The sequence below is a fragment of the Streptomyces sp. NPDC017246 genome (genome assembly GCF_044331325.1).
Classification (GTDB): domain Bacteria; phylum Actinomycetota; class Actinomycetes; order Streptomycetales; family Streptomycetaceae; genus Streptomyces.
The window spans coordinates 170,386-196,609 of record NZ_JBIRMW010000007.1 but is presented as its reverse complement, the minus strand read 5'-3'; the positions used below and the strand labels follow the sequence as shown (position 1 = coordinate 196,609).

Sequence of the window (26,224 nt, the reverse complement as noted above, 5' to 3'; positions counted from 1 at the left end):
TCTACGGCCGGACCCACGTGGACCTGGCCCGCAACGCGAGCGCGCGCTGTCCGGGCGTCTGACGACCCCAGGACCTCTCTCATGCCGCCCTCGCCGAAGGACAACTCCATGACGGTTTCGCCCGAGCTCCGTGCCGTTCCCACGATCGGCGCACCCCGCCAGGCCTCTCCCGATCTGCTCCGCTCAGTCTTCCGCCGGCACGCGGCCGGTGTCGCGGTCGTCACCGCCCACGGCGAGCGCCCCGTCGGCTTCACCGCGACCTCGCTGAACTCGGTCGCCGCCGAGCCCCCGCTGATCTCCTTCGGGGTGGGCACCTCCTCCTCCAGCTGGCCCGTGCTGGCCGAGGCCGAGCACATCGGCGTCCACATACTCGGGGAACACCAGCAGGACCTGGCCGCCACCTTCGCGCGGAGCGGCGCCGACCGCTTCGGCGAGGGGACCCGCTGGAGTGTGGGCCCCGAGGGCGTGCCGGTGCTCGACGGCGTACTCGCCTGGCTGGTCTGCCGTGTGGTGGCCCGTGTGCCCGCCGGGGACCACCGGATCGTGATCGCGCAGGCGGTCGCCGGGGATCCCGACGGGGTGGGCCGGCCGCTCCTCTACCACCACGGCCGCTTCAACGCGCTGCGCGACTGAGAGTTCCCGCGCGCGCCGCTCTCCGGGCGTTGGGCAGATCACATCGCTGAGCGCTTGCTTACTTGTAACAGACTGGGTGTACTGGCGAGTAATATTTCGGTCGGGGCGTCCGGCGCCCCGACCGGAAACCCGCCCTTCAGGCGCCTATGCTGCGAGCAACAAGGCAGCCCAGTTATGACGATGCAGTAGGAGAGCCGGCGTGAGCTTGAGGATCGTTGTCTGTGTGAAGTACGTGCCCGACGCGACCGGAGACCGCAAGTTCGCGGACGACCTGACGGTCGACCGCGACGACGTCGACGGTCTGCTGTCGGAGCTCGACGAGTACGCCGTCGAGCAGGCACTGCAGATCGCCGAAGAGGCGGACGACGCCGAGGTCACCGTGCTGACGGTCGGCCCCGAGGACGCCAAGGACGCGCTGCGCAAGGCGCTCTCCATGGGCGCCGACAAGGCCGTCCACGTCGAGGACGACGACCTGCACGGCACCGACGTCATGGGCACCTCGCTGGTGCTCGCCAAGGCGATCGAGAAGACCGGCTACGACGTCGTCATCGCCGGTATGGCCTCCACCGACGGCACCATGGGTGTCCTCCCGGCGATCCTCGCCGAGCGTCTGGGCGTCCCGCAGGTCACGCTGCTCTCCGAGGTGAAGATCGAGGACGGCAAGGTGACCGGCCGTCGCGACGGCGACACCGCCTCCGAGCGGCTTGAGGCCTCCCTCCCGGCGGTCGTGTCCGTGACCGACCAGTCGGGCGAGGCGCGCTACCCCTCCTTCAAGGGCATCATGGCCGCCAAGAAGAAGCCGGTGGAGTCCCTGGAGCTGGACGACCTGGACATCGACGCGGACGAGGTCGGCCTCGCCGGCGCCTGGACGGCCGTCGACTCCGCCGCCGAGCGCCCGGCGCGCACCGCCGGCACGATCGTCAAGGACGAGGGCGAGGGCGGCAAGCAGCTCGCCGAGTTCCTCGCGGGCCAGAAGTTCATCTAGAGCTCGGCCTCGCGGGCCGGACACGCGTCCGAGGCTCGCGCGAGCCCCTCAGACCGCCCCTTTCGTTTGCAGGAGATTGAAGTCCCATGGCTGAGATTCTCGTCTACGTCGACCACGTCGACGGAGCCGTCCGCAAGCCCACCCTGGAGCTGCTGACCCTCGCCCGCCGCATCGGCGAGCCGGTCGCCGTCGCGCTGGGCAACGGCGCCGCCGACACCGCGGCCGTCCTCGCCGAGCACGGCGCGGTGAAGGTCCTGACGGCCGACGCCCCCGAGTTCACCGAGTACCTCGTCGTCCCCAAGGTCGACGCGCTCCAGGCCGCGTACGAGGCCGTCTCCCCGGCCGCCGTGCTCGTCCCGTCCTCCGCCGAGGGCAAGGAGATCGCGGCCCGCCTCGCGGTCCGCATCGGCTCCGGCATCATCACCGACGCCGTGGACCTGGAGGCCGGTGACGAGGGCCCGGTCGCGACGCAGTCCGCGTTCGCCGCCTCCTTCACCACCAAGTCCCGTGTCTCCAAGGGCACTCCGGTCATCACGGTCAAGCCGAACTCGGCTCCCGTCGAGGCCGCCCCGGCCGCCGGCGCCGTCGAGGCCCTCACGGTCTCCTTCGGCGCGCTGGCCACCGGCACCAAGGTGACCGCCCGTACCCCGCGCGAGTCCACCGGCCGCCCGGAGCTGACCGAGGCCGCGATCGTGGTCTCCGGCGGCCGCGGCGTCAACGGTGCCGAGAACTTCGCGATCATCGAGGCGCTCGCCGACTCGCTCGGTGCGGCCGTCGGCGCCTCGCGTGCCGCGGTGGACGCCGGCTGGTACCCGCACTCCAACCAGGTCGGCCAGACCGGCAAGTCGGTCTCGCCGCAGCTGTACATCGCCTCCGGCATCTCCGGCGCGATCCAGCACCGCGCGGGCATGCAGACCTCGAAGACGATCGTCGCGATCAACAAGGACGCGGAGGCGCCGATCTTCGACCTCGTCGACTACGGCGTCGTGGGCGACCTCTTCGACGTCGTCCCGCAGCTGACCGAAGAGGTCAAGTCCCGCAAGGGCTGAGCTCGGTAGGCTTGACCTGCGATTCTGTACGGTCCGGGGGCCGCGTGGTGATCATCACCGCGCGGCCCCCGGCCGTTTCGGACACCCATTGACGTGGGTCCCGACGGACTACTAACTTCGCTATACGGATTGTTGATTCCGTGAAGCGGAAAACAGGAGGATGTGGGATGGGTCAGCAGGAGAAGGTGTCGACGAGCCTCGCGGGCACGGTCAGCGAGGGCATCAGCGCCTCCCTCGCAGAGGTGGACGCCGAGCTGGACCGCCGCTACCCGGGAGACCCCGGCACCCGCCAGCCCGTCCACACCGTCTACGTCCCCGGGAACGTCTTCGACGCCGGAACGATCCGCTCCTGGGGCGACCAGGCACTCGCCGCCCTCGACGAGCACGCCCCCGACGCCCACTCCTTCGCCGCCGTCCTCGGCCTCTCCGACGACCTCGCCGAGGACGTCTACGGCCGCGTGGTCGCCAAGCTGCGGCGGGAGCCCGTCGAGGACCTCCGCGTCGACTTCGAGGACGGCTACGCCGGAGCCGACGAGGACCAGGACGCCGCCCGCGCCGCCCGGCTCATCGCGGAGGCGTACCGCGACGGCACCGCCGCCCCGTACATGGGCATCCGGATGAAGTGCATGGAGTCCGCCGTACGCGACCGGGGCATCCGCACCACCGACGTCTTCCTCACCGGCCTCCTGGAGAACGGCGGCCTCCCCGAGGGGCTCGTCCTCACCCTCCCCAAGGTGACCTACCCCGAGCAGGTCACCGCCTTCGTCCGCCTCCTGGAGGCCTTCGAGAAGGCCCACGGCCTCGACGCCGGCCGCCTCGGCTTCGAGATCCAGATCGAGACCAGCCAGTCCATCCTCGCCACCGACGGCACCGCCGCCGTCGCCCGCATGATCGGCGCCGCCGAGGGCCGCGCCACCGGACTGCACTACGGCACCTTCGACTACAGCGCCTGCCTCGGCGTCTCCGCCGCCTACCAGGCGAGCGACCACCCGGCCGCCGACCACGCCAAGGCGATCATGCAGGTCGCCGCCGCGGGCACGGGCGTACGGGTCTCCGACGGCTCCACCAACATTCTCCCCGTCGGCACCACCGAGCACGTCCACGAGGCCTGGCGCCTGCACTACGGCCTCACCCGCCGCGCCCTCTCCCGCGCCTACTACCAGGGCTGGGACATGCACCCGGGCCACATCCCGACCCGGTACGCCGCCGTCTTCGCCTTCTACCGGGAGGGCTTCGAGGCCGCCGCCAAGCGCCTCTCCGCCTACGCCAACCACGCGGGCGGCGACGTCATGGACGAGCCCGCCACCGCCAAGGCGCTCAGCTCCTACCTGCTGCGCGGCATCGACTGCGGGGCCCTCGACACCGCCGAGGTCGACGCGCTCACCGGCATGAACCGCGCCGCCCTCGACCGCTTCGCGGCCCCGCGACGCGGCGACCTCACGGCTTCGGCGGAGTAGCGGAGCAGCAGGGAGGACTTTCGGCTCGCCGAGGCTCGCCGAGCAGTCGCCACACCGTTCCGGGTCGCCTCGTCGGCGGCCCGGAACGCTTGTTGATCCGGGATCCGGGATCCGGCGGCCCGGGACGGCCTTCGCTCAGGCTGCCGGCGGCGGGATCTCGCCCGATCCGCGGGTGAGGAGCGTGGTGCCGAGGACCACTCGTTCCGGCGCCCCGTCGGCCCCGTCGAGGCGCCGGAACAGCCGCTCCGCCGCCGTTCGGCCGAGCGCGGCGGCATCCTGCGCGATGACCGTGACGCCGAGCAGATCGGCCAGTTCGATGTCGTCGAAGCCGACCAGGGCGACCGGCCTCGAGTGCTCGGCGAGGGCGCGGACCACCGTGACCATGACCCGGTTGTTCCCCGCGAACAGCGCCGTCACGGGCTCCGGCGCGGCCAGCATCTCCCGTACGGCCGCCCTCACCCGCTCCGGATTCGTGGAACCCGGCGACACCCAGGCGTCCTGGACCGGCAGGCCCGCGTCCTCCATCGCCGCGCGATAGCCGCGCAGCCGCTCGGACGCGGTGTGGATCCGGGGACGGTCGCCGATGAAGCCGATGCGGCGGTGGCCGTGGGCGATCAGATGCGCCACTCCGTCGCGGGCCCCTCCGAAGCTGTCGGAGAGGACGGCGTCGGCGTCGATGAGCCCGGCGGGACGGTCGACGAAGACCGTGGCGACGCCCGCCCGGATCTCCGGCTCCAGATAGCGGTGGTCGTCCCCGGCGGGGATGACGATCAGGCCGTCGACCCGGCGCGCGCACAGCGCGAGCGCCAGCTCCTGCTCCCGGTCCGGGTCCTCGGCGCTCGAGCCGTTGATGAGGAGGGCGCCGTGCGCCCGCGCGACCTCCTCGATCGCCCGGCTGAGCGGCCCGTAGAACGGGTCGGCGAGATCCTCCAGGACGAGTCCGACCGTCGCGGTCCTGCCCTTGCGCAGCACCCGCGCGCTGTCGTTGCGGCGGAAACCGAGGATCTCGATGGCCTCCTGGACCCGGCGCTCGGTGTCCGGGGTGACGCCCGGCTCGCCGTTCACGACCCGTGACACCGTCTTCAGGCCGACGCCGGCGCGTGCGGCGACGTCCTTCATCGTGGGCCGGTTGCCGTAACGGTGTTCGGGGCGGCGGGCGATCTCGGCCACGGTGTGCGATTCCTCCGTCGGTGCTCGGTGCTCGGTGCTCGGTGCTCGGTGCTCGGTGTGTCCGGCGGTCCGGCAGGTCGTTCAGTGGGGTGTCGGATGGACCCCCTGCCCGAAGCATAGGGCCTGGACAACGTTGTCACGGCAGGGGAGACTGTACGGAACACCGTTCCGTCCGCCCGTCGCCGACTGGAGACCCCGCGCTCATGCAGACCGACCCCGCCACGGGCCCCGCCGACGGTCTCGTCATCGCTCTCGACATCGGCGGCACCAAGATCGCCGGTGCCCTGGTCGACGACGAGGGCCGCATCCGCGTCCGCTCGCAGCGGCCCACGCCCGCGCGCGAGGACGGCGAGACGGTGATGCGCGCGGTCGAGGACGTCCTCACGGACCTCGCCGCCTCGCCCCTGTGGGAGGCCGCGGGGGCCGTCGGGATCGGCAGCGCGGGCCCCGTCGACGCGTACCGGGGGACCGTCAGCCCGGTCAACGTGCCCGGCTGGCGCGACTACCCGCTCGTCGAACGGGTCCACCGCGCGACGGGCGGACGGCCCGTCACCCTGGTGGGCGACGGCGTCGCCATGACGGCCGCCGAGCACTGGCTCGGAGCCGCCCGGGGCCACGACAACGCCCTGTGCCTCGTCGTCTCCACGGGCGTCGGCGGCGGTCTCGTCCTCGGCGGCCGGGTCCACGCCGGCCCCACGGGCAACGCCGGTCACATCGGCCACATCGTGGTGGACATGGACGGCGAGCCCTGCGCCTGCGGCGGCCGCGGGTGCGTCGAGGGCATCGCCAGCGGCCCGCACCTCGCCCGCCGCGCCCTGGCGAACGGCTGGCGCCCGGGGCCCGACGGCGACCTCTCCGCCGCCGCGGTGGCCGCCGCGGCCCACGCGGGGGACCCGGTCGCCGTGGCGTCCTTCGAGCGGGCCGCCCAGGCGCTCGCGGCGGGCATCGCCACGACGGCCGCCCTCGTCGAGATCGACATCGCGGTCGTCGGCGGCGGGGTCGCGGGCGCGGGCGAGATCCTCTTCGCCCCGCTCCGGCGCAGCCTCGGCACGTACGCCACGCTCTCCTTCGTCCGGAACCTGACGGTCGTCCCGGCTCTGACGGGCACCGACGCGGGCCTCCTCGGCGCGGCCGCGGCGGCATCGCGCGCGAACGGCGCGGCAGCGTGGGCGGGCCCGGCGTCCTGACCCCGCGGGTCGGCGGCCGGAGTCCACGCCCCCGCGCCTGGGCCCGGCACGCGAAGTGTGCGGCCCGGCAGTCTGGCCCGTAGGCCCGTAGGCCCGTAGGCCGGCCCGTGGCCCCGGCGTCCGATCCCGCAGCCGTCCCTCATTCCTCCCGTACCCGCTCGGCCGTCCGCTGCTCCACGATCACCAGGAACGCGTCGGACTCCAGGTCCATCACGACCCTGGCCGGCACCCCCTCGTCGCGCCGCGCACCGGCGAACTCCTCCGCCGGCCAGCTGCCCCGCGGGCCGCCGGCCGGAAAACGCTCGAGAACCCTACGACTCATTCTCCGCACCCCCTCGTGCTTGCCGTTCTCAACGACGGCAGCGCGGAAGTGTCACGCACAGGCCCGGACATGTGTTCGTGGTTTTCGTGGCAGGGTGTTGCGGGCAAGCCACAGGGGGCCGTCGAAGAGGGGGAATCGTGATCGTCTGGATCAACGGGACGTTCGGCGCGGGGAAGTCCAGTACCGCGCGCGAGCTGGTCGATCTGATCCCGAACAGCACGCTGTACGACCCCGAGGTCACCGGCGGGGGGCTGCGCCGCCTCCTGCCGGCCAAGCGGCTCGCCGAGGTCGAGGACTACCAGGACCTGCCGATCTGGCGGCGTCTGGTGGTCGACACCGCGGCCGCCCTGCTCGCCGAGGTCGGCGGTGTCCTGGTGGTTCCCATGACCCTGCTGCGCCAGGAGTACCGGGACGAGATCTTCGGTGGGCTCGCCGCCCGCCGTATCGACGTGCGCCATGTCCTGCTCGCCCCGGAGGAAACGATCCTGCGTCAGCGGATCGACGCCCGCGCGGAGTACGGCGATCCCGAGGTCGACGCCCGCGTCCGGGAGTGGTGCCACCAGCATGTCGGGCCCTACCGCGCCGCCCTCGACTGGCTCGCCGCCGACGCCCACGTCGTCGACACCTCGTCGCTCACCGTCCCCGAGGCCGCCCGGTCCGTCGCCGACGCGGTCCTCACCGGACTCGCCGCCCCCTGCGGCATCGTCCAGACCCCCGAACCGACCGGTGAGACCCTCGCCGCCGGCGTCCTCCTCTTCGACGAACAGGACCGCTTCCTGCTCGTCGACCCCACGTACAAGCCCGGCTGGGAGTTCCCCGGCGGCGTCGTCGAGTCCGGCGAACCCCCGGCCCGCGCCGGCATGCGCGAGGTGGCCGAGGAGATAGGCCTCGAACTCGACGCCGTACCCCGCCTCCTGCTCGTCGACTGGGAACGGCCCCGGCCCCCCGGCTACGGAGGACTGCGCCTCCTCTTCGACGGCGGCACGCTCGGCCCCGACGACACCGCACGGCTCCACCTCCCCGGCGCCGAACTCCGCGACTGGCGCTTCGTCACCGAGGCGGAGGCCGAGGAGCTTCTGCCCCCGGTCCGCTACCGCCGCCTCCGCTGGGCGCTGCGCGCCCGCGAGCGCGGCACGGTGCTCAACCTGGAGGCGGGAGTCCCGGTCGGCTGACGGCGCACCCGGGGGCAGGGGCGCAACGCCCCGGTGGGATCGTCGTCGACCGGGGCGCACCGCGAAGGCCGGGGGCTACGCCACCGCGGCGGTGAGGCGGTCCGCCGTGTCCTCGGTCACCGGAGCGCCGTGGCCGCAGCACAGCACCGACGGTGCCAGCTTCGCGAGGCCCCGCATCGACTCCATGGCGAGCGCGCGGTCGACATGGAACACGCCGAACGTCACGTCCTGGACCGTCGCCACCGTGTCCCCGGTGAACAGCACGCCGTGGCGGGGGAGGTGGACGGCGATCGAGCCGGGCGTGTGCCCCGGCGTGTGGATCACGACCGCGCCGTCGCCGAAGCCGAGCTCCTCGCCGTCCTCGACCTCGCGGTCCACTCGGGTCGGCGGTGCGTCCGGCACGGTCAGCCCGTGCTCGAACAGCGGGAGCTCCCAGTCCAGGAGATCGGGTTCGGGGACCGGAGCCTCGCCCCGGATCACCGGCGCGTCGAGCCGGTGCGCGAGGATCTCGGCGCCGTGCCGGTCCGCGAGCTCCTGCGCGGCGCCCACGTGGTCCCTGTGACAGTGCGTCAGCACGATCCGGCGCAGCCGGTCCGGGTCCAGGCCGGCCGCGCGTATCGCCTTCGCCGTCTCCGTCGCCGTACCGGCCCAGCCGGCGTCGACCAGGGTCAGTTCCTCCTCGTCCTGCCAGAGATAGGCCTGGCCGATGGAGTAGTCGAGGAGGTGTAGGCGCGGGGTGATCCGGGTGAGTTCCATACGGCGAACCTACGCATCCCCGCAGGTCCGCCGTATGCTTCTACGCTCTCGGCGAGCTTCGCCCAACGCGAAACGTGTCAGCCCGTCAGGATCCGTGCCCGCGTCAGACCTTCTTGGAGTGGGCGTAGTTGAGCAGGAAGTGCGCCTCGGCCACCGAGAGACGCTCCAGCTCCTCGGGCGACACGGACTCGTTGGGCGCGTGGATCTGCGCCTCCGGCTCGCTCAGACCGATCAGCAGGATCTCCGCCTCCGGGTACAGCTCGGCCAGCGTGTTGCACAGCGGGATCGAACCGCCCATGCCGGCCGTCTGCATCTCCTGACCGGGGTACGCGACGCGCATCGCCTCGGCCATCGACGCGTACGCCGGGCTCGACGTGTCCGCCTGGAACGCCTGGCCCTGGCCGACCTGCTCCAGGGACACCCGGGCGTTCCACGGGGTGTGCTTCTCGATGTGCGCGAAGAGCAGCTTCGTCGCCTCGGCCGCGTTCTGGCCCGGCGGCACCCGCAGGCTGACCTGGGCGCGGGCCGACGACGGGATCGACGGGGTCGCCCCGGCCACCGGGTGGCAGTCGATGCCGACGACGGTGACGGCGGGGCGCGCCCAGATCCGGTCGGCGACCGTACCGGCACCCGGCAGGTCCACGCCCGCGAGGACCTTGGCGTCCTGGCGGAAGTTCTCCTCGGGGTACTGCAGGCCGTCCCAGACCTCGTCGCCCGGCAGCCCGTCGATGACGGTCGAACCGTCGGGGCCCCGCAGCGAGTCCAGTACGCGGATCAGCGCGGCCAGCGCGTCCGGCGCGGCGCCGCCGAACTGGCCGGAGTGCAGGTTGCCCTCCAGGGTGTCGATCCGCACCCGGATCATCGTCATGCCGCGCAGGGTCGCGGTCACCGTCGGCAGCCCCACCCGGAAGTTGCCCGCGTCACCGATCACGATCGCGTCCGAGGCGAGCAGCTCGGGGTGCTGCTCGGCGTACCGCTCCAGACCGCCGGTGCCCTGCTCCTCCGAACCCTCGACGATCACCTTGACCGTCACCGGGACGCCGCCGTTCGCCTTGAGGGCGCGCAGCGCGAGCAGGTGCAGGACGAACCCGCCCTTGCAGTCGGCCGTGCCGCGCCCATACCAGCGCCCGTTCCGCTCCGTCAGTTCGAACGGCGGGGTGAGCCAGGCGGACTCGTCGAGCTTCGGCTGCACGTCGTAGTGGGCGTAGAGAAGAACGGTCGGCGCGCCGGCCGGGCCGGGCAGGATGCCGTACACCGCCTGCGATCCGTCCGGGGTGTCGAGCAGCGCCACATCCTGGAAGTCCTCGGCACGCAGGGCGTCCGCGACCCAGTTGGCCGCCGCCTCGCACTCGCTGCGGGGCGCCACGGTCTCGTCCGCCACCGACTCGAAGGCCACCAGCTCCGTGAGCTCGGCCTTGGCCCGGGGCATCAGGGACCGGACGGTCTCGGCGATCGGATTCGAGGTCATGGGCACGCTCCTGATGGGTGCGACGTTTACGACGTGAGGAGTGCGTTCGGAGTATGTCGTGGTACGGCGAACGCACCGCCGATCCTACGGCGCAGGCCGTCGGCTACCGCGCCGTAGGATGCGTCAGGAGCAGACCACCGGTCGGATCAGGAGCAGAAGCACATCGTGAGCAGCGAGCACGCAGAGAACGCCGGTCCGGAGAACACCGCGCCCGAAGGCGCGGCTCCTGAGGGCATCGGTGTGGAGGCGGCGACGGACGCGGGCCCGGCCGCAGTGTCGGACGAGGTCACGGAGCCGGCGGCCGAACGAGGCACGGAAGGCGGCGCGTCGAACGAGACGACCGCTCCGGCCGAGGCGGATCCGTCGGCCGGGCCGGAGTCGTCGGCCCAGCCGGAGCCGTCGGCAGAAGCGGACCCGTCGGTCGAGCCGGACCGGTCGGCCGAGCCGGATCCGTCGGCCGAGGTCTGGGACGTGGTGGTCGTCGGCGCGGGCCCGGCCGGCGCGTCCGCGGCCTACGCGGCCGCAGTGGCCGGACGTCGGGTACTGCTGCTGGAGAAGTCCGAGCTGCCCCGGTACAAGACCTGCGGCGGCGGCATCATCGGCCCCTCCCGCGACTGTCTGCCGCCCGGCTTCGAACTGCCCCTCCAGGACCGGGTGCACGCCGTCACCTTCTCCCTGGACGGACGCTTCGCCCGCACCCGCCGCTCACGCAAGATGCTCTTCGGGCTCATCAACCGCCCGGAGTTCGACGCGCAGCTCGTCGAGCACGCGCAGAAGGCCGGCGCCGAGCTGCGGACCGGAGCCACGGTGAGCCGGGTGGAGCAGCACGGCCCGGCGGTCCCGGACCGGCGGACCGTCGCCGTGGTCCTCGCCGACGGCGAGACCGTCCTGGCCCGCGCGGTCGTCGGCGCCGACGGCAGTGCCAGCCGGATAGGCGCTCACGTCGGGGTGAAGCTCGGTCAGGTCGACCTGGGGCTCGAGGCGGAGATCCCCGTGCCGCCGTCCGTGGCCGAGGACTGGAAGGGCCGGGTCCTCATCGACTGGGGCCCGATGCCCGGAAGTTACGGGTGGGTCTTCCCGAAGGGCGACACCCTGACCGTCGGCGTCATCTCGGCGCGCGGCGAGGGCGCCGCCACCAAGCGGTACATGGAGGACTTCGTCGCCCGGCTCGGCCTCGCCGGCTTCGAGCCCACGATCTCCTCCGGCCATCTGACGCGCTGCCGCACGGACGACTCGCCGCTCTCCCGCGGCCGGGTCCTCGTCTGCGGTGACGCGGCCGGACTCCTGGAGCCCTGGACGCGTGAGGGCATCTCGTACGCGCTCCGCTCCGGCCGGCTGGCGGGCGAGTGGGCGGTACGGGTCGCCGAGGCCAACGACGCGGTCGACGCGCGGCGCCAGGCCCTGAACTACGCCTTCGCGATCAAGGCCGGGCTCGGTGTCGAGATGGCCGTCGGCCGCCGGATGCTCGCCGTCTTCGAGCGGCGGCCGGGGCTGCTGCACGCGACGCTCACGGGGCTGCGGCCGGCGTGGAACGCGTTCGCGGACATCACCCGGGGATCGGCGACGCTCGGCGGCATGGTCCGCTCGAACGGCATGGCCCGCCGCGCGCTGGAGATCCTGGACCGGCGGATGGACACCTCGACGGGTGTCGGCCCGGCGGGCCGGGGGGTCGGGCAGCGGGAACGCTCGGCGCCGCAGGACGAGGGCTCGAAGCCCGAGGGGGCGGAGACCGAGGGGACGAAGTCCCTTGAGGCTTCCGCGACCTCCGCGACCTCCGCGACCTCCGCGGCTTCCGAGACGCCGGACGCTCCGGAAGTCGTCTGACCGATCGAGACAGGCCTCGTCGCACGTCTCGGCGTGCGTGAGGTGAGTGCGGCGGACGGGCTCCGCCGCTCCGGCCGGTTCATGCGGCCGGAGTGGTGGGGCCCGTCGGCGTGACGCGGAAGACCGGGTGCTTCGGGGCGATGGCGCGCAGCTCCGCGTCGGAGGAGTCGGGGCCGACACCGCCGAAGAAGACACCGACCTCGGCCTTCCAGCGCTTGAGGTAGGCGCGCAGCAGCGCGGGCTTGTCGTCGTCGGCCACCTCGACGACGGTGAACTCCTGCACGTGCTTGCCGAGGATCAGCTGCCCGCCGCCGGCGGCCCGCATGTTGTGGGTCCACTGGACGTGGCCGCGGGGGGCCACGAGGTAACGGCTGCCGTCCAGCGTCAGGAGGTTGACGGGGGTGCGGCGCCACTCACCGCTCTTGCGGCCGCGGACGGCGAGTACGCGGGAGCCCCAGACGCTGATGCCCCGGCGGGTCATCCAGGCGACCGTGCGGTTGAGGACGTTCACCGTGAGCCAGCCGGGCTTCATGACGTGTGCGGCGGGGGTGGAGCCGTTCGAGCCGGTGGGCTGGGCGGACATGGGTTCCTCCTGCGGAAGTGAATCGACGGGTGACTGCTGACCACCGGAGCAATGTGTGAGCACTGCTCTCGCTTGAGATCAGTGTGCACGAATCGCCGCTCTCAAGCAAGAGCGGTGCTCTCGTTTCGTATCGCCGCTCTAAAAGTGGCACACTGCTCTCCATGACGACCGTTCGAGGAGCCCGCGCCCGCGCCCGTATCGAGATCACCGCCGCCATCAAGGACGAGGCCCGCACCCAGCTCGCCGCCGAAGGGGCTTCCAAGCTGTCCCTGCGGGCCGTGGCCCGCGAGCTCGGCATGGTGTCCTCCGCGCTCTACCGCTACTTCCCGAGCCGCGACGACCTCCTCACGGCCCTGATCGTCGACGCCTACGACGCCGTCGGCGCCGCCGCCGAACAGGCCGCCGCCGAGGCCGCCGAACAGAGCCCGCTGGAGCGCTGGACCGCCGTCTGCCGGGCGGTCCGCGCCTGGGCCGTCGCCCACCCGCACGAGTACGCCCTGATCTACGGCTCCCCGGTGCCCGGTTACACGGCCCCGCAGGACACCATCGGCCCCGCCTCCCGTGTCGGCCTCGTCCTCATCGAGACCGTGCGCGGTGCGCACACCGGCGAGGGCGTCGCCCTCCCCCCGCTCCCGGAAGGGCTCCGTCCCGAAGCCGCCCGGCTGGCCGCCGACCTCGCGCCGGACCTGCCCCCTGCCCTCGCGGTCACGCTCGTGGCGGCCTGGTCGCAGCTGTTCGGCCTCGTCTCCTTCGAGGTGTTCGGGCACTTCCACAACATCGTCGAGGACCGCGACGCGTTCTTCACGGCCGCCGCCCGCAGGCTCGGCCAGGACGTGGGCCTGCTGCCGCGCGGCTGAGACCGCGCGCGGCAGGCATCGGGATCGTCGGCCGTCCCGGCGCGCGTCAGTCGACGGCGGGGCTGCGGCGTTCGACGAGGACCACGTCGCGCCAGGCGCCCCGGTGGCGCCCGAGGCGTTCCCGCGTGCCGACGACACGGAAGCCCGCCTTCGCGTGGAGGGCGAGGCTGGCGGTGTTCTCCGGGAAGATGCCCGACTGGACCGTCCAGATCCCGGCGGCGTCGGTGGACGCGAGCAGGCCGTCGAGGAGCGCCAGGCCGATGCCCCGGCCCCGGGCGTCGGGATGGACGTAGACGGAGTGCTCGACGACGCCCGCGTACGCACAACGGTCGGAGACCGGAGTGGCGGCCGCCCAGCCCAGGACCCGGCCGTCCCCGTCGAGCGCGACCAGCCGGTGCCGCCGGGCCCGGCCGCTGTCGAACGCCTCCCAGGTGGGCGGACTCGTCTCGAACGTGGCGTCGCCGCCCTCGATGCCGAGTCGATAGATCTCCAGCACCGCTTCGGCGTGCACGGGCGACAGGGGAGCGAGGCGCACCGTGTCCGCCCCGGCGGTGCCGTCCGTCCCGATCGCGCCGTCCGTCCCGGCCGTGCCATCACTCCCGGTCATGTCATCCCTCGCGTTCATCCCGTCACCTCGACGCCGAGCTCGCCGAGCAGTTCGCGTACGAGGTGCTCGATCCGGTCGCGGATCGGCCGGACGGCGGCGACACCCTGGCCCGCGGGGTCGTCGAGTCGCCAGTCCAGGTACCGCTTGCCCGGGAAGTACGGGCAGGCGTCCCCGCACCCCATGGTGATCACGACATCCGATTCCCGCACCGCCTCTACGGTGAGCACCTTCGGGGTCTCGGCCGAGATGTCGATCCCGACCTCCCGGAGGGCTTCGACGGCGGCGGGGTTCACCGCGTCCGCAGGCGCGGATCCCGCCGAGCGCACCTGGACGCGGTCGCGGCCGAGGTGGGTGAGGAACGCGGCGGCCATCTGGGACCGTCCGGCGTTGTGCACGCAGACGAACAGCACGGACGGGGTGGAGGGGATCGGCGGAGCACTCATGGGTGGGTACTTCCTTCACGGGGGCGTGGGGGCGTCGCGGGTACCGGTTCCGGGACGGCCGGGGGGCCCGGGGCGAAGGCGGCGGGTACGGCGCCGGGGCGGCCGAAGAGCAGGACGTACAGAGCGAGCCCCGCGGCCAGTCCGCCCGCCTGCGCGAGGACGAACATCGGAACCGACCCGGGGGAGACGCCGGCGAAGGTGTCGGTGAACGCCCGGCCGGCCGTGACGGCCGGGTTGGCGAAGCCGGTGGACGAGGTGAACCAGTAGGCGGAGCCGATGTACGAGGCGACCGCGACCGGGGCGATGTGCGCGCGCCCGGACCGGGACAGGCCGAGGACCAGCAGGATCAGGCCGGCGGTGGCGACGGTCTCGCCCAGCCACAGCTGAGGCGCGGACCGGTCGTGGCCGGACCAGCGGACGAGCGGTTCGGCGAACATCGCGTCGGCGAGGACCGCGCCGCAGATCGCCCCGGCGGCCTGGGCCGGCAGGTAGGCGGCGATCTCGCGTGCGGGCGGGCCGTCGCCTGACCGGCGGCCGGCCGCCCAGGTCGCCAGTGTGACGACCGGATTGAAGTGGGCGCCCGAGACGGGCCCGAGCAGGGCGATGAGGACGCCGAGGCCGAACACGGTCGCGAGGGAGTTGGCCAGGAGCTGCACGCCGACGTCCTGGCTGAGCCGGGTGGCCTGGACACCGGAGCCGACGACGATCGCGACCAGGGCGCCGGTCCCGACGAACTCGGCCGCCGCGCGACGCCCGAGCGGGGTCGTAGCGGTCACCGGGGGGTGCCGGCGGGCTCGCCCGTCGCCCCGCCCGGGGCTTGGAGCAGGGAGGAGAGTCGCGTCAGGGCGGTGGGCATCACCCAGTAGTAGACCCAGGTCCCGCGCCGCTCCGAGCCGACCAGGCCGGCCTCCCTGAGCACCTTCAGATGGTGCGAGATGGTCGGCTGGGACACGTCGAACGGCCCGGTGAGATCGCAGACGCAGGCCTCACCGCCCTCGTGGGAGGCGATCAGCGAGAGGAGACGCAGCCGGACCGGGTCCGACAGGGCTTTGAACGCCTTCGCCAGACCGGTCGCGGTCCTCCGAGGACGTGGCCGCCGCCACCGACCGGCTGGCACGGGCCGGTCTCGCCACCCGCCCGGAGAGCGACACCTCGTGCTGCTACGCCCTCCAGGACAAGGTCTGGGTCCACGGCCCGGGCAAGGAGCCGTGGGAGGTCTACGTGGTCAAGGCCGACGCCGACACCCTCGACAAGGCCACCGACGCACCGGAGGCCTGCTGCGTCCCCTCGGCCTAGAGGCAACGGCACCGCCACCGCCCCGTCTACTCCGCCGGGAGTACGGGTGACCACCCCGTCGGGCTGACGATTTCGCGGGCCGGACGCGGTTAGCGTGGCGGGCATGGAACAGGAGCGGACGGCCGGGACCGGCCGGTGGGGCCGGTGGCGGCGGGGAGACGGCGGACAGGGGCTGCCCTGGCGGTCGACCCTGCTCATCGCCGTGGTCGTCATGGCGGGGACCGGCTTCGCCGCCCGGAACCAGCCCGACCGGGAGGCGCTCGACGCGCTCGGCCGCGTCCTGCTGCTCCTCGCCGCGGCTCCGTTGCTGTTCCGTCACCGGTGGCCGGTGCCGGTGGTGTTCGGCGTCGCGGCCGTCACCCTCGGCTATCTGGTGGCCGGTTACCCGTACGGCCCGGTCTTCGTCATGATCGCCGTCGCCTGTTTCGCGGCCGTCGTGCACGGTCACCGCACCGCGGCCGCCTGGGCGCTCGGCCTCCTGTGGGCGGGCCATCTGCTGCTCTCCCACTGGCTCTACCGCTGGCTGCCCCCGGCGGGTGACGGCCCCGCCCCCTGGGGTCAGGAACTCCCGGCGGCCGCCTTCGCCGTCGCCGTACTGGCCGCCTCCGAGACGGTCCGGGTGCGGCGCGAGCAGCGGGCCCAGCTGCGCGCCGACCGGGCTGCCGCCGAGCAGCGGCGGGCCGACGAGGAGCGGCTGCGTATCGCCCGTGAACTCCACGACGTGCTCGCCCACTCGATCTCCGTGATCAATGTGCAGGCAGGGGTCGGCCTCGCCCTCCTGGACTCCGACCCCGAGCAGGCCCGCACCGCACTGACCACCATCAAGAGCGCCAGCAAGGAGGCGCTCGGCGAGGTGCGTCAGGTCCTCGACACCCTTCGTGCCCGCGGCGACGCGCCCCGCGCCCCCGCTCCCGGTCTCGGCCGGCTCCCCGAACTCGTCGAACAGGCCGCCGCCGCCGGCCTCACCGTCACCGTCGCGACGGCCGGCCCGCGTTCCGATCTGCCGCCCGGCGCCGATCTGGCCGGCTTCCGGATCGTGCAGGAGGCGCTCACCAACGTGGTGCGCCACTCCGGTTCCCGTACCGCTCGGGTACGGATCGGGTACGTCTCCGGGCGGCTGGAGCTGACGGTCGACGACGACGGCCCCGCCACCGGCACCGAGGCGGGCGGCAGCGGCAACGGGCTCGCCGGCATGCGGGAGCGGGCCGCGGCCCTCGGCGGCACCATCGATGCGGGCGCCCGGCCGGACGGCGGCTTCCGCGTCCACGCCGTACTCCCGCTCCGTCCGGAGGAGACCCCGTGATCCGTGTGCTGCTCGCCGACGACCAGTCGCTGGTCCGGGCAGGCTTCCGCGCACTGCTCGACGCCCAGCCGGACATCGAGGTGGCGGGGGAGGCCGCCGACGGCGGCGAGGCCGTGGAGCAGGTGCGCGCCGTGCGCCCCGACGTCGTGCTCATGGACATCCGGATGCCGCGGCTCGACGGCCTGGAGGCGACCCGGCGCATCACGGACGACCCGGACCTCGCGGAGGTCCGGGTCGTCATGCTGACCACCTTCGAACTCGACGAGTACGTCTTCGAGGCGATCCGCGCCGGAGCCTCCGGCTTTCTCGTCAAGGACACCGAGCCGGAGGAGCTGCTCCGGGCCGTGCGGGCCGTCGTCCACGGGGACGCGCTGCTCTCCCCGGGCGTCACGCGCCGGCTGATCGAGGAGTTCGCGGCCCGCTCCAAGGCCCCGGGGGCCACGGCCGCGCTCGGCGCCCTGACCGAGCGGGAGCGGGAGGTGATGGCCCTGGTGGGGATCGGCCTGTCGAACGACGAGATCGCCCGCAGGCTGGTCGTCAGCCCGCTCACCGCCAAGACCCATGTCAGCCGTGCCATGGTGAAACTCGGCGCCCGGGACCGGGCCCAACTCGTCGTCCTCGCCTACGAGTCGGGCCTGGTCCGGCCGGGCTGGCTGGGCTGATCCGGCCCGATCCGGCCCGGCTCGGCCGGATCCGGCCCGGCTCGGCCCGCTCCGGCCTGATCAATAGGACGCGGGCACCCGCTAGTCGCGGACCGAGACCTTCTCGGACGCGCCCTCCGCGACCGTGGAGCGAGCCACCACGACCGACCGCTCGTCACCCCGCTGCCGCGCCTTCCGGAGGCCCGGCAGGGTGATGACCAGTCCGGCCAGGGCGATGACCGTGACCACGGCGAGACCCGGGCGGAAGTGGTCCAGGACGGCCTGTGGGGAGGAGGTCCCCTCGCCGCCGTCCGCCGTGATCACGGCGGTGACGACGGCGAGGAAAAGGGCGCCGCCGACCTGGATCGAGGTGTTGAGCAGTCCCGACACCATGCCCTGCTCGTGGTCGTCCACCCCGTTGGTGGCCTGGATGTTGAGGGAGGGGAAGACCAGCGCGCAGGCCGCTCCGAGGAGCAGCATCGACGGCAGGATGACGGCGGCGTACTCGGGGGTGAGGGAGATCCGCAGGAAGAGCGCGTACGCGACGACCAGCAGCGTGAAGCCGGCGGCGATCACCCGGGGCGTGCCGAAGCGGTCCACGATCCCGCCGATCTTCGTGGAGGAGAGCGCCACGAGCACGCCGGCGGGCAGGAAGGCGAGGGCGGTCTGGAGCGCCGACCAGTGGAGGAGCGACTGCATGTACTGGGTCACGATGAACTGGAAGGCGACGTACGAGCCGAAGAACGCGGCCGCGCCGAGCTGGGCCCGCACCTGTGAGCCGGAGCGCAGCACCCCGAGCCGTACGAGGGGGCTCGTGCTCCGTCGTTCGATGAGGACGAAGGAGACGAGCAGGGCGGCGGCGACCAGGAAGGAGAGCAGGGTGCGGGCGGAGGTCCAGCCCGCCTCCGGGGCCTGGACGACGGTGAAGACGAGCAGCAGCATCGCGGCCGTGCCGGTGACGGCGCCCGGCAGGTCGTAGCCGCCGGAGGCGTTCTCGCGGGCGCTGTGCGGGATGAGGCGCAGTGCGAAGACGAGGGCGACGAGGGCGACCGGGGCGGGAAGCAGCATGGTCCAGCGCCAGCTCAGCTCGGTGAGGAGCCCGGACAGGACCAGGCCCATGGAGAAGCCGGTGGCGGCGCAGGTGGTGTAGATGGACAGGGCCCGGTTGCGCTGTGGGCCCTCCTTGAAGGTCGTGGTGATGATCGACAGGCCGGCGGGGGCGGTGAAGGCGGCGCTGAGGCCCTTGATGAACCGGCTGGCGATCAGCAGCGGCCCGGAGTCGACGAGCCCGCCGAGCAGGGAGGCGAGCGCGAAGACGGCGAGGGCGATGAGGAAGACCCGACGTCGGCCGAGCAGGTCGGCGGCGCGGCCGCCGAGGAGGAGCAGGCCGCCGTAGCCGAGGATGTAGCCGCTCACGATCCACTGGAGGGTGGCGGTGGAGAGGTCGAGGTCGGTGGCGATGGAGGGCAGGGCGACGCCGACCATGGAGACGTCGAGGGCGTCGAGGAACATCGCGGCGCAGAGCACGAGCAGGGTGCCCCAGAGGCGCGGACTCCAGTGTTCCTGGACGGAGTTGGGCGCGTCGGTGAGCGGAGTGGTCATGAGCAGCACGGTACATGCGCATGCATTGAATGCAAGCGCATTTAATTCCTGTGCAACAAAAAGAGTCGTTTCTGCTAACGTGCGGCCATGGCAGCGAACAAGTCCGAACGCGCGCTCGTGGACGAGTGGCGTGACGTCCTCGCCCTGCACGCCCGTACGACCTGTGAGCTCGACCGGGCGCTCCATCCGTACGGACTCGGCGCCAGCGACTTCGAGGTGCTCGACGTCCTCGCCGAGGGCGCGGCGGCGGACGGCCCGGCCTCCTGGCGTGTCCAGGAGCTGGCCGGGCGGGTCCATCTCAGCCAGAGCGCCCTGTCCCGTCTCGTCGCGCGCCTGGAGAAGGACGGCCTGGTCCTGCGGGGGATGTGCCCCGAGGACCGGCGCGGTGTCCAGGTCAAGGTGACCGAGAAGGGTCTCGCCCGCCACGCCGAGGTGCGGCCGCTCCAGCGTGACGTACTGACCCGGATGCTGGACGGAACGGCCTGACGGACCCGGAATTCGGGACCGGACGACACGAGCCTCGGACCCGGGATCGGGTGATACGGCTCCGGGACTCGGGGATCAGATGATCCCCGAGGTCTCGTGCCACAGCCGGGCGACCGCCTCGTCGCCGGTGAGCGTCACGGACCCGGGCGGCAGCCGGTTCCACAGGGTCAGGTACATCAGGTCGGCCGGCCCGCTCAGTTCCGTGTCCGCCGCCGCGGTCGGGCGGCCGCTCCGCTCCGCCCGGGGAGGTTCCGTCGCCGAGAGCCGCACGGTCCAGACGTCACCGGTGTCCGTCGCGCGTACTCGCAGGATCCGGGGCTCGGCCGTACGTACCCGGCTGGTGTTCCGGCCGTGGAACAGGCGCAGCAGCTCGTCGATGCCGTCGGCGGCGAGCTCCGGGTCCACCGGCCCGGGGCCGTTCGGGAGCGCCGACTCGGCGTCGGCGCGGTGGACGGTGGTCTCGTGCGCCTGCCGCCGCGCCCAGAAGGCGAGCGGCGAGGGCGCCGGGAGGAAGGTCCAGCACCGCAGGTCCTCGGGCGCCGCGCGCAGTGCGGTGACCAGACCGGCGTGCCCCTCGCGGTAGTAGGTCAGCAGCTCTTCGCCGTCGAGTTCCGTCTCGTCGCCGACCGGATGGTAGGCGGTGTGTGCCCGGGTCACGATGTCCGTGGCCCAGCGGTGCACCGCCGAGGTGTGCCGGAGGAGGTCCCGGACCCGCCACCCCGGGCAGGCCGGCACCTCCGCGTCCGAGCCCGCCCCGGCCGCCGCCTCGGCGAGGGCGTGTCCGGCCGTCTCCACCGCTTCGATGTGCTCTGCGATCTTCATGTTTCCCCCGGTCGCTTCCATGGCGTGGATTCTCGCAGCCGTCGACCGGGTCCGGCACTCAATTGGCCCGGGGTGCTCCGGCGTTCCGTGCCCAGTAGCCCATCGCGGCGGCGCCGGCGGCGAGCACCGCGACCGTCGTGAGTGCCACCGGCAGGGAGAACCAGTCGGCGAGGAACCCGATGGACGGGGGGCCGAGCAGCATCCCTCCGTAACCGAGGGTGGAGGCCGTCGCCACTCCGCCGGGGCCGGCGACGGCGCCCGCGCGGGCCACGGCGACGGGGAAGATGTTGGCGAGCCCCAGACCGGTGATCGCGAAGCCCAGCAGGGTGGCCCAGACGCTGGGTGCGAGCGCGCCGAGCAGCATCCCGACGGCGGCCGTGGCGCCGCCCAGGACCAGGGTCCGGGTCTGGCCGAGGCGTTCGAGCAGGGCGGTGCCGGAGAGGCGCCCGGCGGTCATCGTCAGTGCGAAGACGGAGTACCCGGCCGCGGCCACGCCGGGGTGCGCGTCGAGGTCCTGCTCCAGGTGCAGGGCGCCCCAGTCGGCGAGCGCCCCCTCGCCGTACGCCGTGCAGAGCGCGATCACCCCGAAGACCAGCACGGTACGGCGGGCCCCGGCCGGTGTGACGCCCTCCCTGTCCCGTACGGGCGCGAGGGACTCGGGGGGTGCGGGGGAGGGGTGGCGCAGGAGTACGGGTCCGGCGACGGCCGTCAGGGCCAGGCCGACGACGGTCAGCCCCAGCAGGTGCGCGGTCGGGGACAGTCCTCCGGCGAGCAGTCCGCCGAGGCCCGCGCCGATCATGCCGCCGAGGCTGAACGCGGCGTGGAAGCTCGGCATCACCGGGCGCCGGAGCGCGGTCACGAGATCGACGGCGGCGCTGTTCATGGCGACGTTGATCCCGCCGTACGCGGCGCCGAAGACGAGCAGGACGAGGCCGAGGGCGAGCGGGGACCGGGTGAGCGCCGGCAGGGCGACCGACAGGGACAGCAGTACGGCGGTGGCCACGGTGACGGCGTGGGAGCCGTAGCGGCGGCAGAGCCGGCCGGTCAGCGTCATGGTGATGACGGCGCCGGCGGACACCCCGAGAAGCGCGAGGCCGAGGTCGCCGGCCGAGGCGCCGGTCTGCTGCTTGACGGCGGGGATCCGGACGACCCAGCCGGCGAACAGGAAGCCGTCGAGGGCGAAGAAGAGGGTCAGGGCGAGGCGGAGGCGGGACAGGGAGTGGGTGGCGGTGTCTCCGCCGGAGCCCCCCGATACGGCCGTCCGTACTTTGTTTAGTAGCGGCACAAACTCAGGATAGGGGGCACCGGCGGATGCAATCAAGCCGACGGTCGTCGTCGGGCGGTTCCGAACGCGGCCCCGGAGCGTCCCGCGCGGCGGACCACCGCCCGAGAACCTCCGGCCGCCACCCCCGCCTCCCGCCCCCCGCTGCCCGGGCATCACCCCACCCCCCGATCATGGGAGACTCCACCCCATGAACGGCAAGGCGACGACGACCCGGACACGGCTGGACAGGGGGCGCAACGCGCTCGGCCCCGCACTGGAACTGGTGCACACGGGCAGGGCGCCGACCCGAGCCGTCCTCACCGCCGAACTCGGCGTCACCCGGGCCACCGCCGGTGCGGTCGCCGCCGAGCTGGAGGCCCTCGGCCTCATCCGCGTCGACTCCAACCCCGGCGCCGCCGCCGGCTCCCAGGGGCGCCCCTCGCACCGCCTCGCCGTCGACGAGAAGGGCCCCGTCGCCCTCGCCGCCCAGGTCCACGCCGACGGCTTCCGCGCCGCCCTCGTCGGCCTCGGCGGCACCATCGTCGCCACCGCCCCCGGCTGCGTCACCGTCTCCGCGGACCCCGCCCAGGTCCTCGGCGAGGTCGTCGACGCCGGAGCGGCACTCCTCCGGGAGAGCGGCCGCCGCTGCGTGGGCGCGGGGCTCGCCGCCCCCTCCGCCGTGGCCGAGCCGGAGGGCACCGCGCTCAACCCGCTGCACCTCGCCTGGCCCGCCGGGGCGCAGGTCCGGGAGATCTTCGCCGAGCGCGTACGCGCCGCCGGCATCGAGGGCCCCGCCTTCACCGGCAACGACGTGAACCTCGCCGCCCTCGCCGAGCACCGCCACGGCGCGGGGCGCGGCGCCCGGGACCTGCTCTGCGTGGCCACCGGCCACCGGGGCGTCGGCGGCGCGCTCGTCCTCGACGGGCGCCTGCACACCGGCAGCGCGGGCCTCGCCCTGGAGGTCGGCCACCTCACGGTGAACCCCGAGGGCCGCCCCTGTCACTGCGGCAGCCGGGGCTGCCTGGACGTCGAGACCGACCCGCTCGCCTTCCTGACCGTCGCGGGCCGCGCTCCCGGCCCCGAGGTCTCCCTGCTCCAGCAATCCCGCGACCTGCTGCGCACCAGCCCCGACGATCCCGGTGTCCGGGTCGCCGTGGGGGAGCTGATCGACCGTCTGGGGCTGGGCCTGGCCGGGCTCGTGAACATTCTCAACCCGGACCGGATCATCCTCGGCGGCCTCCACCGCGAGCTCCTCGACGCGGACCCCGAGCGGCTCCGCGCGGTCGTCGCCGACCGCAGCCTCTGGGGCCGCAGCGGCGGAGTGCCGATCCTCCCCTGCACCCTGGACCACAACAGTCTCGTCGGTGCCGCCGAGCTGGCGTGGCAGCCGGTCCTCGACGACCCGCTGGCGGCCCTGAGCCGCGAACGGGTCTGATCCTGGAGACCGCTCGGCCACGGGCGGGGATTACGGCTCCGGTCGCGCCTCGACCAGCGCGGCGAGCCGGTCCAGAGCCGTTCGCGTGCCCGCCTCGTTGTCGGCGGCGGGTACGGCGTCCGGCACCCCCTCATGGACGAGGACCACTTCCGTCCCGCCCTCCAGCGCGATCAGCGTGGTCGTGAGCGTCATCGGACCCCGCAGCAGGGGGTCCGGTGTCTCGAACTCGGAGATCTCGACGACGCGTTCGTCGGGCAGCAGCTCCACGAAGCGCCCGCGGTACGTGTCCGTGCGCGCCCCCGACTTGCCGGCGCCGTCGGCCGTCTCGTAGGTGAGGGAGATCCGGAAGGTGCCCCCTTCGCGCGCGTCGAACTCGTGGACCTCGCAGCTCATTCCGTACGGAACCCGCCAGCGCGCGACGGCCTCCGGGTCGAGAAGCGCCCGGTAGACGGCCGAGGGCGGGGCGTCGACATGACGGGATACGCGCGTGGTGTACACCCCTCCCAGGCTAGGCGGTGTCCGGCCGCGTCGCCTTCTCGGTCGCGCGAGCCGCCCGCATTCCCCCTCGCCGGCGAAAACTCCTGGTCGAGGGCGGTCGAACCACGTACCGTTCCCCCTCATGATCACTTCCGAATCCGATCTTCCTCCGCGCCTCGGCAGCCTCACCTTCCACGGCCCGCTCTCCGAGGCCCGCGCCACCGGCATGGTCGAGCGGCTCGCCGCCATCGAGCCGGCCGATGTGCTCGACATCGGCTGCGGCTGGGGCGAGTTGCTGCTGCGTGTCCTGGACGCCGCCCCGGCGGCCAAGGGCGCCGGGATCGACATCAACGCCGAGGACCTGGCCCGCGGCCGGGCCCTCGCCGAGTCCCGCGGCCTCGCCGACCGCGTCGAGTTCGTCGAGGAGTCCGCGCTCGGCACCGACCGGGGGCCCGTCGACGCGATCCTCTGTCTCGGATCGAGCCAGGCCCTCTGCGACCCCGAGCAGCCGTACGACCCGGCCGCCGTCCTGCGTGAGCTCCGCCGGCTCGTCCGGCCCGGGGGCCACGTGGTGCTCGGGGAGGGCTTCTGGGAGCGCACCCCCACGGAGCAGGAGCTGGCCCGGATGTGGCCCGGCGCGACCGCCGACGACCACCTGTCCCTCGGCGCCCTCGTCGACCTCGCGATCGAGGCGGGCTTCCGGCCCGCGCGGATCGAGACGGCGAGCGGGGAGGAGTGGGAGGAGTTCGAGTCGGGCTACCGGTACGACACCGAGGTCTGGCTCGCCGCCCACCCCGACCACCCGCTCGCCGCCGAGACCCGGGAGCGCGTCGACCGCCAGCGCTCGACGTGGGTGAACGGCTACCGTCGCGTTCTCGGCATCACCTATCTGACGCTCGTCGCCGTGGCCTGATCCACGACGTCCGGGCCCCACGGGCCCCGGGCCGAGCGACTCCCCGGACGACGGGCCCGGGTCAAGCGCGTCCGGGGCCCACGGATCTCAGGCGCGAGCGACTCCCGGGTCGACGGACCCGGGTCGAGCGCGTCCCGGGCCCCGGCTCACCACTGCCGCCCGGTGCCCAGTCGCCCCCGCTCCGGCGTGGACAGATGCAGGACCCGGAAGCGCTCGCCCTCGTCGGCGGGCGCTTCCGCGCCGGCCCACAGGGTGAAGGCGAGCAGTTCCCAGTGGTGCGGATCCACCGCCAGGGCGGAGGCCACCACCCCGTCCCGCCGCGCCTCGCGCGCGTGCCGGTCCACCGCGTCCGTCACGGCCTCACCCGGCGGGACCGTCTCTCCGAGCGGGATCCCGCGGCGCGTCGCCGCGCCCGGTACGGCACCGGACGCGCGGCCCTCCTCGTACGACAGGCCCGTCCAGTGCCGCACCACGGGCCGGCCGAAGTCGTTCACGATGCCCTGGAATCCCGGGCCCCAGAGGAAGGAGTTCATGCCCTCGGGGGTGGTCCAGAGGTAGAACGGCGCGTACTGGTTGACCGGTGATCCGGCCTCCCGCTCCCGGATCAGATACGCCTTCAGACCGAGTCCGGGGAAGGCGTCGAGGAGAGGGCCCTTCGTCGCCACCCGCTCGCGGACGATCCCCATGTCGTAGTCGGCGGGCAGGGTGATCTCGTACTGCATCGCGTGCACGGAAGGCTCCAATCGGCCGGCCGGAAGGTTTGTTCAGCCGGCGGCGGTACGAGGGGACAAGAGGCTCAGCAGGCCGCGGACCGCGCTGTCGAAGGGCGCTCGTGAGCCCGTCGCGCGGGCCAGTACGTAGCCGCCCTGCACGGTCGACACGATCGTCGCCGCGATCTCGTCCGCGTCGAGGGAGGGGCTCAGCCCGCCGCTGTCCAGGCCCTCCTGGACGACCTCGGCGAGGCGGGTACGGAGTCGGCCGAGCGCCTCGTCGACCGGTGCGCGCAGCGCGGGATCGGCGATCACCTCGGGGTCCATCGTCAGCCGCCCCACCGGGCAGCCCCGCAGGACGTCCCGCTCGCGCAGCAGATAGGCCTCGATCCGGGCGTACGCCGTGCCCTCGCCGCCGAGGACGGCCTCGGCGGTCGCCACCGTCTCCTCGGCCGTGCGCCGGATCGCCGCGAGCGCGAGATCGGGCTTGCCCGCGAAGTGGTGGTACATGCTGCCCTGGCCCGCTCCCGCCGCCTGCTGGACGGCCTTGGGGCTGGTCCCCACGTATCCGCGCTCCCACAGCAGCTCGCGGGTCGCCTCGATCAGTCGCTCGGAGGTGCTCACGCACGCACTGTACATACCAGTAGGTACAGAACGGAAGGAGCCCCGGAGCCGCCACGTACTCCCCCCGTCGTACGCGCGATGCCGCTGCCCGTACGACGCGCCCGACCCCCCTCCGGAGGGAGCCTCGAACCAAGGACA

28 protein-coding genes and 1 pseudogene are annotated in these 26,224 nt (G+C 73.3%); 14 read left to right on the top strand and 15 right to left on the bottom strand.

Annotated features, from left to right (window positions below; genetic code table 11):
* Positions 1-108: 108 nt before the first annotated feature.
* From ACH4MY_RS18440 to ACH4MY_RS18425, 4 genes are all read left to right on the top strand, one after another.
* Positions 109-633 carry a flavin reductase family protein gene (locus ACH4MY_RS18440; RefSeq protein WP_398004218.1) on the top strand — a complete coding sequence of 175 codons (525 nt, stop codon included), beginning with the start codon at positions 109-111 and terminating at the stop codon, positions 631-633.
* A 199-nt stretch (positions 634-832) separates the two neighbouring features.
* Positions 833-1,618 (top strand): electron transfer flavoprotein subunit beta/FixA family protein, encoded by a 786-nt coding sequence (locus ACH4MY_RS18435; protein WP_398004216.1) that lies wholly within the window; start codon positions 833-835, stop codon positions 1,616-1,618.
* Between the two features lie 86 nt (positions 1,619-1,704).
* Complete coding sequence (locus ACH4MY_RS18430) at positions 1,705-2,667, top strand: electron transfer flavoprotein subunit alpha/FixB family protein (protein WP_398004214.1); 963 nt, start codon at positions 1,705-1,707, stop codon at positions 2,665-2,667.
* Positions 2,668-2,834: 167 nt separating this feature from the next.
* A complete protein-coding gene (locus ACH4MY_RS18425; RefSeq protein ID WP_398004212.1) occupies positions 2,835-4,124 on the top strand; it encodes a DUF6986 family protein in 1,290 nt (429 codons plus the stop codon).
* A gap of 135 nt (positions 4,125-4,259) precedes the next feature.
* On the opposite strand, the gene ACH4MY_RS18420 is transcribed toward ACH4MY_RS18425, so the two are convergent.
* Positions 4,260-5,294 carry a LacI family DNA-binding transcriptional regulator gene (locus ACH4MY_RS18420; protein ID WP_398004210.1) on the bottom strand — a complete coding sequence of 345 codons (1,035 nt, stop codon included), beginning with the start codon at positions 5,292-5,294 and terminating at the stop codon, positions 4,260-4,262.
* Positions 5,295-5,497: 203 nt separating this feature from the next.
* Here ACH4MY_RS18420 and ACH4MY_RS18415 point away from each other — a divergent pair, with 203 nt between their 5' ends.
* Complete coding sequence (locus ACH4MY_RS18415) at positions 5,498-6,481, top strand: ROK family protein (RefSeq protein ID WP_398004208.1); 984 nt, start codon at positions 5,498-5,500, stop codon at positions 6,479-6,481.
* A gap of 139 nt (positions 6,482-6,620) precedes the next feature.
* Here ACH4MY_RS18415 and ACH4MY_RS18410 read toward each other — a convergent pair whose 3' ends face one another.
* Positions 6,621-6,803, bottom strand: a complete 183-nt coding sequence (locus tag ACH4MY_RS18410; RefSeq protein ID WP_327160675.1) for a hypothetical protein — start codon at positions 6,801-6,803, stop codon at positions 6,621-6,623.
* A 137-nt stretch (positions 6,804-6,940) separates the two neighbouring features.
* Between ACH4MY_RS18410 and ACH4MY_RS18405 the strand changes: the two genes are divergently transcribed.
* On the top strand, positions 6,941-7,975 hold the full coding sequence (locus ACH4MY_RS18405) for an NUDIX domain-containing protein (protein ID WP_398004206.1): 1,035 nt from the start codon (positions 6,941-6,943) through the stop codon (positions 7,973-7,975).
* A 75-nt stretch (positions 7,976-8,050) separates the two neighbouring features.
* Here ACH4MY_RS18405 and ACH4MY_RS18400 read toward each other — a convergent pair whose 3' ends face one another.
* On the bottom strand, positions 8,051-8,731 hold the full coding sequence (locus ACH4MY_RS18400; RefSeq protein WP_398004204.1) for an MBL fold metallo-hydrolase: 681 nt from the start codon (positions 8,729-8,731) through the stop codon (positions 8,051-8,053).
* A 103-nt stretch (positions 8,732-8,834) separates the two neighbouring features.
* Positions 8,835-10,199, bottom strand: coding sequence for a dipeptidase (locus tag ACH4MY_RS18395; RefSeq protein ID WP_398004202.1), 1,365 nt, complete (start codon positions 10,197-10,199; stop codon positions 8,835-8,837).
* Positions 10,200-10,670: 471 nt separating this feature from the next.
* On the opposite strand from ACH4MY_RS18395, the gene ACH4MY_RS18390 reads away from it, so the two are divergent.
* Positions 10,671-12,023, top strand: coding sequence for a geranylgeranyl reductase family protein (locus ACH4MY_RS18390; protein ID WP_398004626.1), 1,353 nt, complete (start codon positions 10,671-10,673; stop codon positions 12,021-12,023).
* A 79-nt stretch (positions 12,024-12,102) separates the two neighbouring features.
* On the opposite strand, the gene ACH4MY_RS18385 is transcribed toward ACH4MY_RS18390, so the two are convergent.
* The gene (locus ACH4MY_RS18385; RefSeq protein WP_398004200.1) at positions 12,103-12,606 is read right to left on the bottom strand and encodes a nitroreductase family deazaflavin-dependent oxidoreductase; all 504 of its coding nucleotides are present in this window, start codon (positions 12,604-12,606) and stop codon (positions 12,103-12,105) included.
* A 161-nt stretch (positions 12,607-12,767) separates the two neighbouring features.
* On the opposite strand from ACH4MY_RS18385, the gene ACH4MY_RS18380 reads away from it, so the two are divergent.
* Positions 12,768-13,463 (top strand): TetR/AcrR family transcriptional regulator, encoded by a 696-nt coding sequence (locus ACH4MY_RS18380; RefSeq protein ID WP_398004198.1) that lies wholly within the window; start codon positions 12,768-12,770, stop codon positions 13,461-13,463.
* 46 nt (positions 13,464-13,509) lie between these two features.
* On the opposite strand, the gene ACH4MY_RS18375 is transcribed toward ACH4MY_RS18380, so the two are convergent.
* The 4 genes from ACH4MY_RS18375 to ACH4MY_RS18360 are packed head-to-tail and all read right to left on the bottom strand — an operon-like array spanning position 13,510 to position 15,630.
* Positions 13,510-14,070 (bottom strand): GNAT family N-acetyltransferase, encoded by a 561-nt coding sequence (locus ACH4MY_RS18375; protein WP_398004196.1) that lies wholly within the window; start codon positions 14,068-14,070, stop codon positions 13,510-13,512.
* A gap of 14 nt (positions 14,071-14,084) precedes the next feature.
* Positions 14,085-14,513, bottom strand: coding sequence for an arsenate reductase ArsC (locus ACH4MY_RS18370; protein ID WP_398004194.1), 429 nt, complete (start codon positions 14,511-14,513; stop codon positions 14,085-14,087).
* Positions 14,510-15,289 carry an aquaporin gene (locus ACH4MY_RS18365; protein ID WP_398004192.1) on the bottom strand — a complete coding sequence of 260 codons (780 nt, stop codon included), beginning with the start codon at positions 15,287-15,289 and terminating at the stop codon, positions 14,510-14,512. Before ACH4MY_RS18365 ends, ACH4MY_RS18370 begins: the two co-directional genes overlap by 4 nt.
* Complete coding sequence (locus tag ACH4MY_RS18360; protein WP_398004190.1) at positions 15,286-15,630, bottom strand: ArsR/SmtB family transcription factor; 345 nt, start codon at positions 15,628-15,630, stop codon at positions 15,286-15,288. Before ACH4MY_RS18360 ends, ACH4MY_RS18365 begins: the two co-directional genes overlap by 4 nt.
* Between ACH4MY_RS18360 and ACH4MY_RS18355 the strand changes: the two are divergent.
* The 3 genes and pseudogenes from ACH4MY_RS18355 to ACH4MY_RS18345 all read left to right on the top strand — a co-directional run.
* Positions 15,591-15,809: pseudogene (locus ACH4MY_RS18355) on the top strand (glyoxalase/bleomycin resistance/dioxygenase family protein); the annotation flags it as partial. The gene ACH4MY_RS18360 and the pseudogene ACH4MY_RS18355 sit on opposite strands and share 40 nt — an antisense overlap.
* Before the next feature lie 103 nt (positions 15,810-15,912).
* On the top strand, positions 15,913-17,112 hold the full coding sequence (locus ACH4MY_RS18350) for a sensor histidine kinase (protein ID WP_398004189.1): 1,200 nt from the start codon (positions 15,913-15,915) through the stop codon (positions 17,110-17,112).
* Positions 17,109-17,774, top strand: a complete 666-nt coding sequence (locus ACH4MY_RS18345; protein WP_398004187.1) for a response regulator — start codon at positions 17,109-17,111, stop codon at positions 17,772-17,774. The genes ACH4MY_RS18350 and ACH4MY_RS18345 overlap by 4 nt, the downstream gene beginning before the upstream one ends.
* 81 nt (positions 17,775-17,855) lie before the next feature.
* Here ACH4MY_RS18345 and ACH4MY_RS18340 read toward each other — a convergent pair whose 3' ends face one another.
* Positions 17,856-19,355, bottom strand: coding sequence for an MFS transporter (locus ACH4MY_RS18340; RefSeq protein WP_398004185.1), 1,500 nt, complete (start codon positions 19,353-19,355; stop codon positions 17,856-17,858).
* A gap of 87 nt (positions 19,356-19,442) precedes the next feature.
* On the opposite strand from ACH4MY_RS18340, the gene ACH4MY_RS18335 reads away from it, so the two are divergent.
* The gene (locus ACH4MY_RS18335; protein ID WP_398004183.1) at positions 19,443-19,841 is read left to right on the top strand and encodes a MarR family winged helix-turn-helix transcriptional regulator; all 399 of its coding nucleotides are present in this window, start codon (positions 19,443-19,445) and stop codon (positions 19,839-19,841) included.
* A gap of 75 nt (positions 19,842-19,916) precedes the next feature.
* Here the strand turns inward: ACH4MY_RS18335 and ACH4MY_RS18330 are convergent, their stop codons facing one another.
* On the bottom strand, positions 19,917-20,663 hold the full coding sequence (locus tag ACH4MY_RS18330; protein WP_398004181.1) for a maleylpyruvate isomerase family mycothiol-dependent enzyme: 747 nt from the start codon (positions 20,661-20,663) through the stop codon (positions 19,917-19,919).
* A gap of 58 nt (positions 20,664-20,721) precedes the next feature.
* Positions 20,722-21,948, bottom strand: coding sequence for an MFS transporter (locus tag ACH4MY_RS18325; protein ID WP_398004179.1), 1,227 nt, complete (start codon positions 21,946-21,948; stop codon positions 20,722-20,724).
* Positions 21,949-22,135: 187 nt separating this feature from the next.
* On the opposite strand from ACH4MY_RS18325, the gene ACH4MY_RS18320 reads away from it, so the two are divergent.
* The gene (locus ACH4MY_RS18320; RefSeq protein WP_398004177.1) at positions 22,136-23,362 is read left to right on the top strand and encodes an ROK family protein; all 1,227 of its coding nucleotides are present in this window, start codon (positions 22,136-22,138) and stop codon (positions 23,360-23,362) included.
* Between the two features lie 30 nt (positions 23,363-23,392).
* Here ACH4MY_RS18320 and ACH4MY_RS18315 read toward each other — a convergent pair whose 3' ends face one another.
* Positions 23,393-23,860 (bottom strand): SRPBCC family protein, encoded by a 468-nt coding sequence (locus tag ACH4MY_RS18315; RefSeq protein ID WP_398004175.1) that lies wholly within the window; start codon positions 23,858-23,860, stop codon positions 23,393-23,395.
* Positions 23,861-23,981: 121 nt separating this feature from the next.
* Here ACH4MY_RS18315 and ACH4MY_RS18310 point away from each other — a divergent pair, with 121 nt between their 5' ends.
* A complete protein-coding gene (locus ACH4MY_RS18310) occupies positions 23,982-24,752 on the top strand; it encodes an SAM-dependent methyltransferase (RefSeq protein ID WP_398004173.1) in 771 nt (256 codons plus the stop codon).
* Between the two features lie 146 nt (positions 24,753-24,898).
* Here ACH4MY_RS18310 and ACH4MY_RS18305 read toward each other — a convergent pair whose 3' ends face one another.
* A complete protein-coding gene (locus ACH4MY_RS18305; protein ID WP_398004171.1) occupies positions 24,899-25,483 on the bottom strand; it encodes a DUF4865 family protein in 585 nt (194 codons plus the stop codon).
* Positions 25,484-25,516: 33 nt separating this feature from the next.
* The gene (locus tag ACH4MY_RS18300; protein ID WP_398004169.1) at positions 25,517-26,101 is read right to left on the bottom strand and encodes a TetR/AcrR family transcriptional regulator; all 585 of its coding nucleotides are present in this window, start codon (positions 26,099-26,101) and stop codon (positions 25,517-25,519) included.
* Between the last annotated feature and the right edge of the window lie 123 nt (positions 26,102-26,224).

Excerpts from the sequence above, each read along its gene's own strand:
- ACH4MY_RS18310 (WP_398004173.1), top strand. The coding sequence starts at position 23,982 with ATGATCACTTCCGAATCCGATCTTCCTCCGCGCCTCGGCAGCCTCACC.
- ACH4MY_RS18430 (WP_398004214.1), top strand. The coding sequence starts at position 1,705 with ATGGCTGAGATTCTCGTCTACGTCGACCACGTCGACGGAGCCGTCCGC.
- ACH4MY_RS18320 (WP_398004177.1), top strand. The coding sequence starts at position 22,136 with ATGAACGGCAAGGCGACGACGACCCGGACACGGCTGGACAGGGGGCGC.
- ACH4MY_RS18330 (WP_398004181.1), bottom strand. The coding sequence starts at position 20,663 with ATGAAGATCGCAGAGCACATCGAAGCGGTGGAGACGGCCGGACACGCC.
- ACH4MY_RS18350 (WP_398004189.1), top strand. The coding sequence starts at position 15,913 with ATGGAACAGGAGCGGACGGCCGGGACCGGCCGGTGGGGCCGGTGGCGG.
- ACH4MY_RS18370 (WP_398004194.1), bottom strand. The coding sequence starts at position 14,513 with ATGAGTGCTCCGCCGATCCCCTCCACCCCGTCCGTGCTGTTCGTCTGC.
- ACH4MY_RS18380 (WP_398004198.1), top strand. The coding sequence starts at position 12,768 with ATGACGACCGTTCGAGGAGCCCGCGCCCGCGCCCGTATCGAGATCACC.
- ACH4MY_RS18440 (WP_398004218.1), top strand. The coding sequence starts at position 109 with ATGACGGTTTCGCCCGAGCTCCGTGCCGTTCCCACGATCGGCGCACCC.
- ACH4MY_RS18340 (WP_398004185.1), bottom strand. The coding sequence starts at position 19,355 with ATGACCACTCCGCTCACCGACGCGCCCAACTCCGTCCAGGAACACTGG.
- ACH4MY_RS18395 (WP_398004202.1), bottom strand. The coding sequence starts at position 10,199 with ATGACCTCGAATCCGATCGCCGAGACCGTCCGGTCCCTGATGCCCCGG.
- ACH4MY_RS18410 (WP_327160675.1), bottom strand. The coding sequence starts at position 6,803 with ATGAGTCGTAGGGTTCTCGAGCGTTTTCCGGCCGGCGGCCCGCGGGGC.
- ACH4MY_RS18415 (WP_398004208.1), top strand. The coding sequence starts at position 5,498 with ATGCAGACCGACCCCGCCACGGGCCCCGCCGACGGTCTCGTCATCGCT.
- ACH4MY_RS18425 (WP_398004212.1), top strand. The coding sequence starts at position 2,835 with ATGGGTCAGCAGGAGAAGGTGTCGACGAGCCTCGCGGGCACGGTCAGC.
- ACH4MY_RS18375 (WP_398004196.1), bottom strand. The coding sequence starts at position 14,070 with ATGACCGGGAGTGATGGCACGGCCGGGACGGACGGCGCGATCGGGACG.
- ACH4MY_RS18300 (WP_398004169.1), bottom strand. The coding sequence starts at position 26,101 with ATGTACAGTGCGTGCGTGAGCACCTCCGAGCGACTGATCGAGGCGACC.
- ACH4MY_RS18335 (WP_398004183.1), top strand. The coding sequence starts at position 19,443 with ATGGCAGCGAACAAGTCCGAACGCGCGCTCGTGGACGAGTGGCGTGAC.
- ACH4MY_RS18385 (WP_398004200.1), bottom strand. The coding sequence starts at position 12,606 with ATGTCCGCCCAGCCCACCGGCTCGAACGGCTCCACCCCCGCCGCACAC.
- ACH4MY_RS18400 (WP_398004204.1), bottom strand. The coding sequence starts at position 8,731 with ATGGAACTCACCCGGATCACCCCGCGCCTACACCTCCTCGACTACTCC.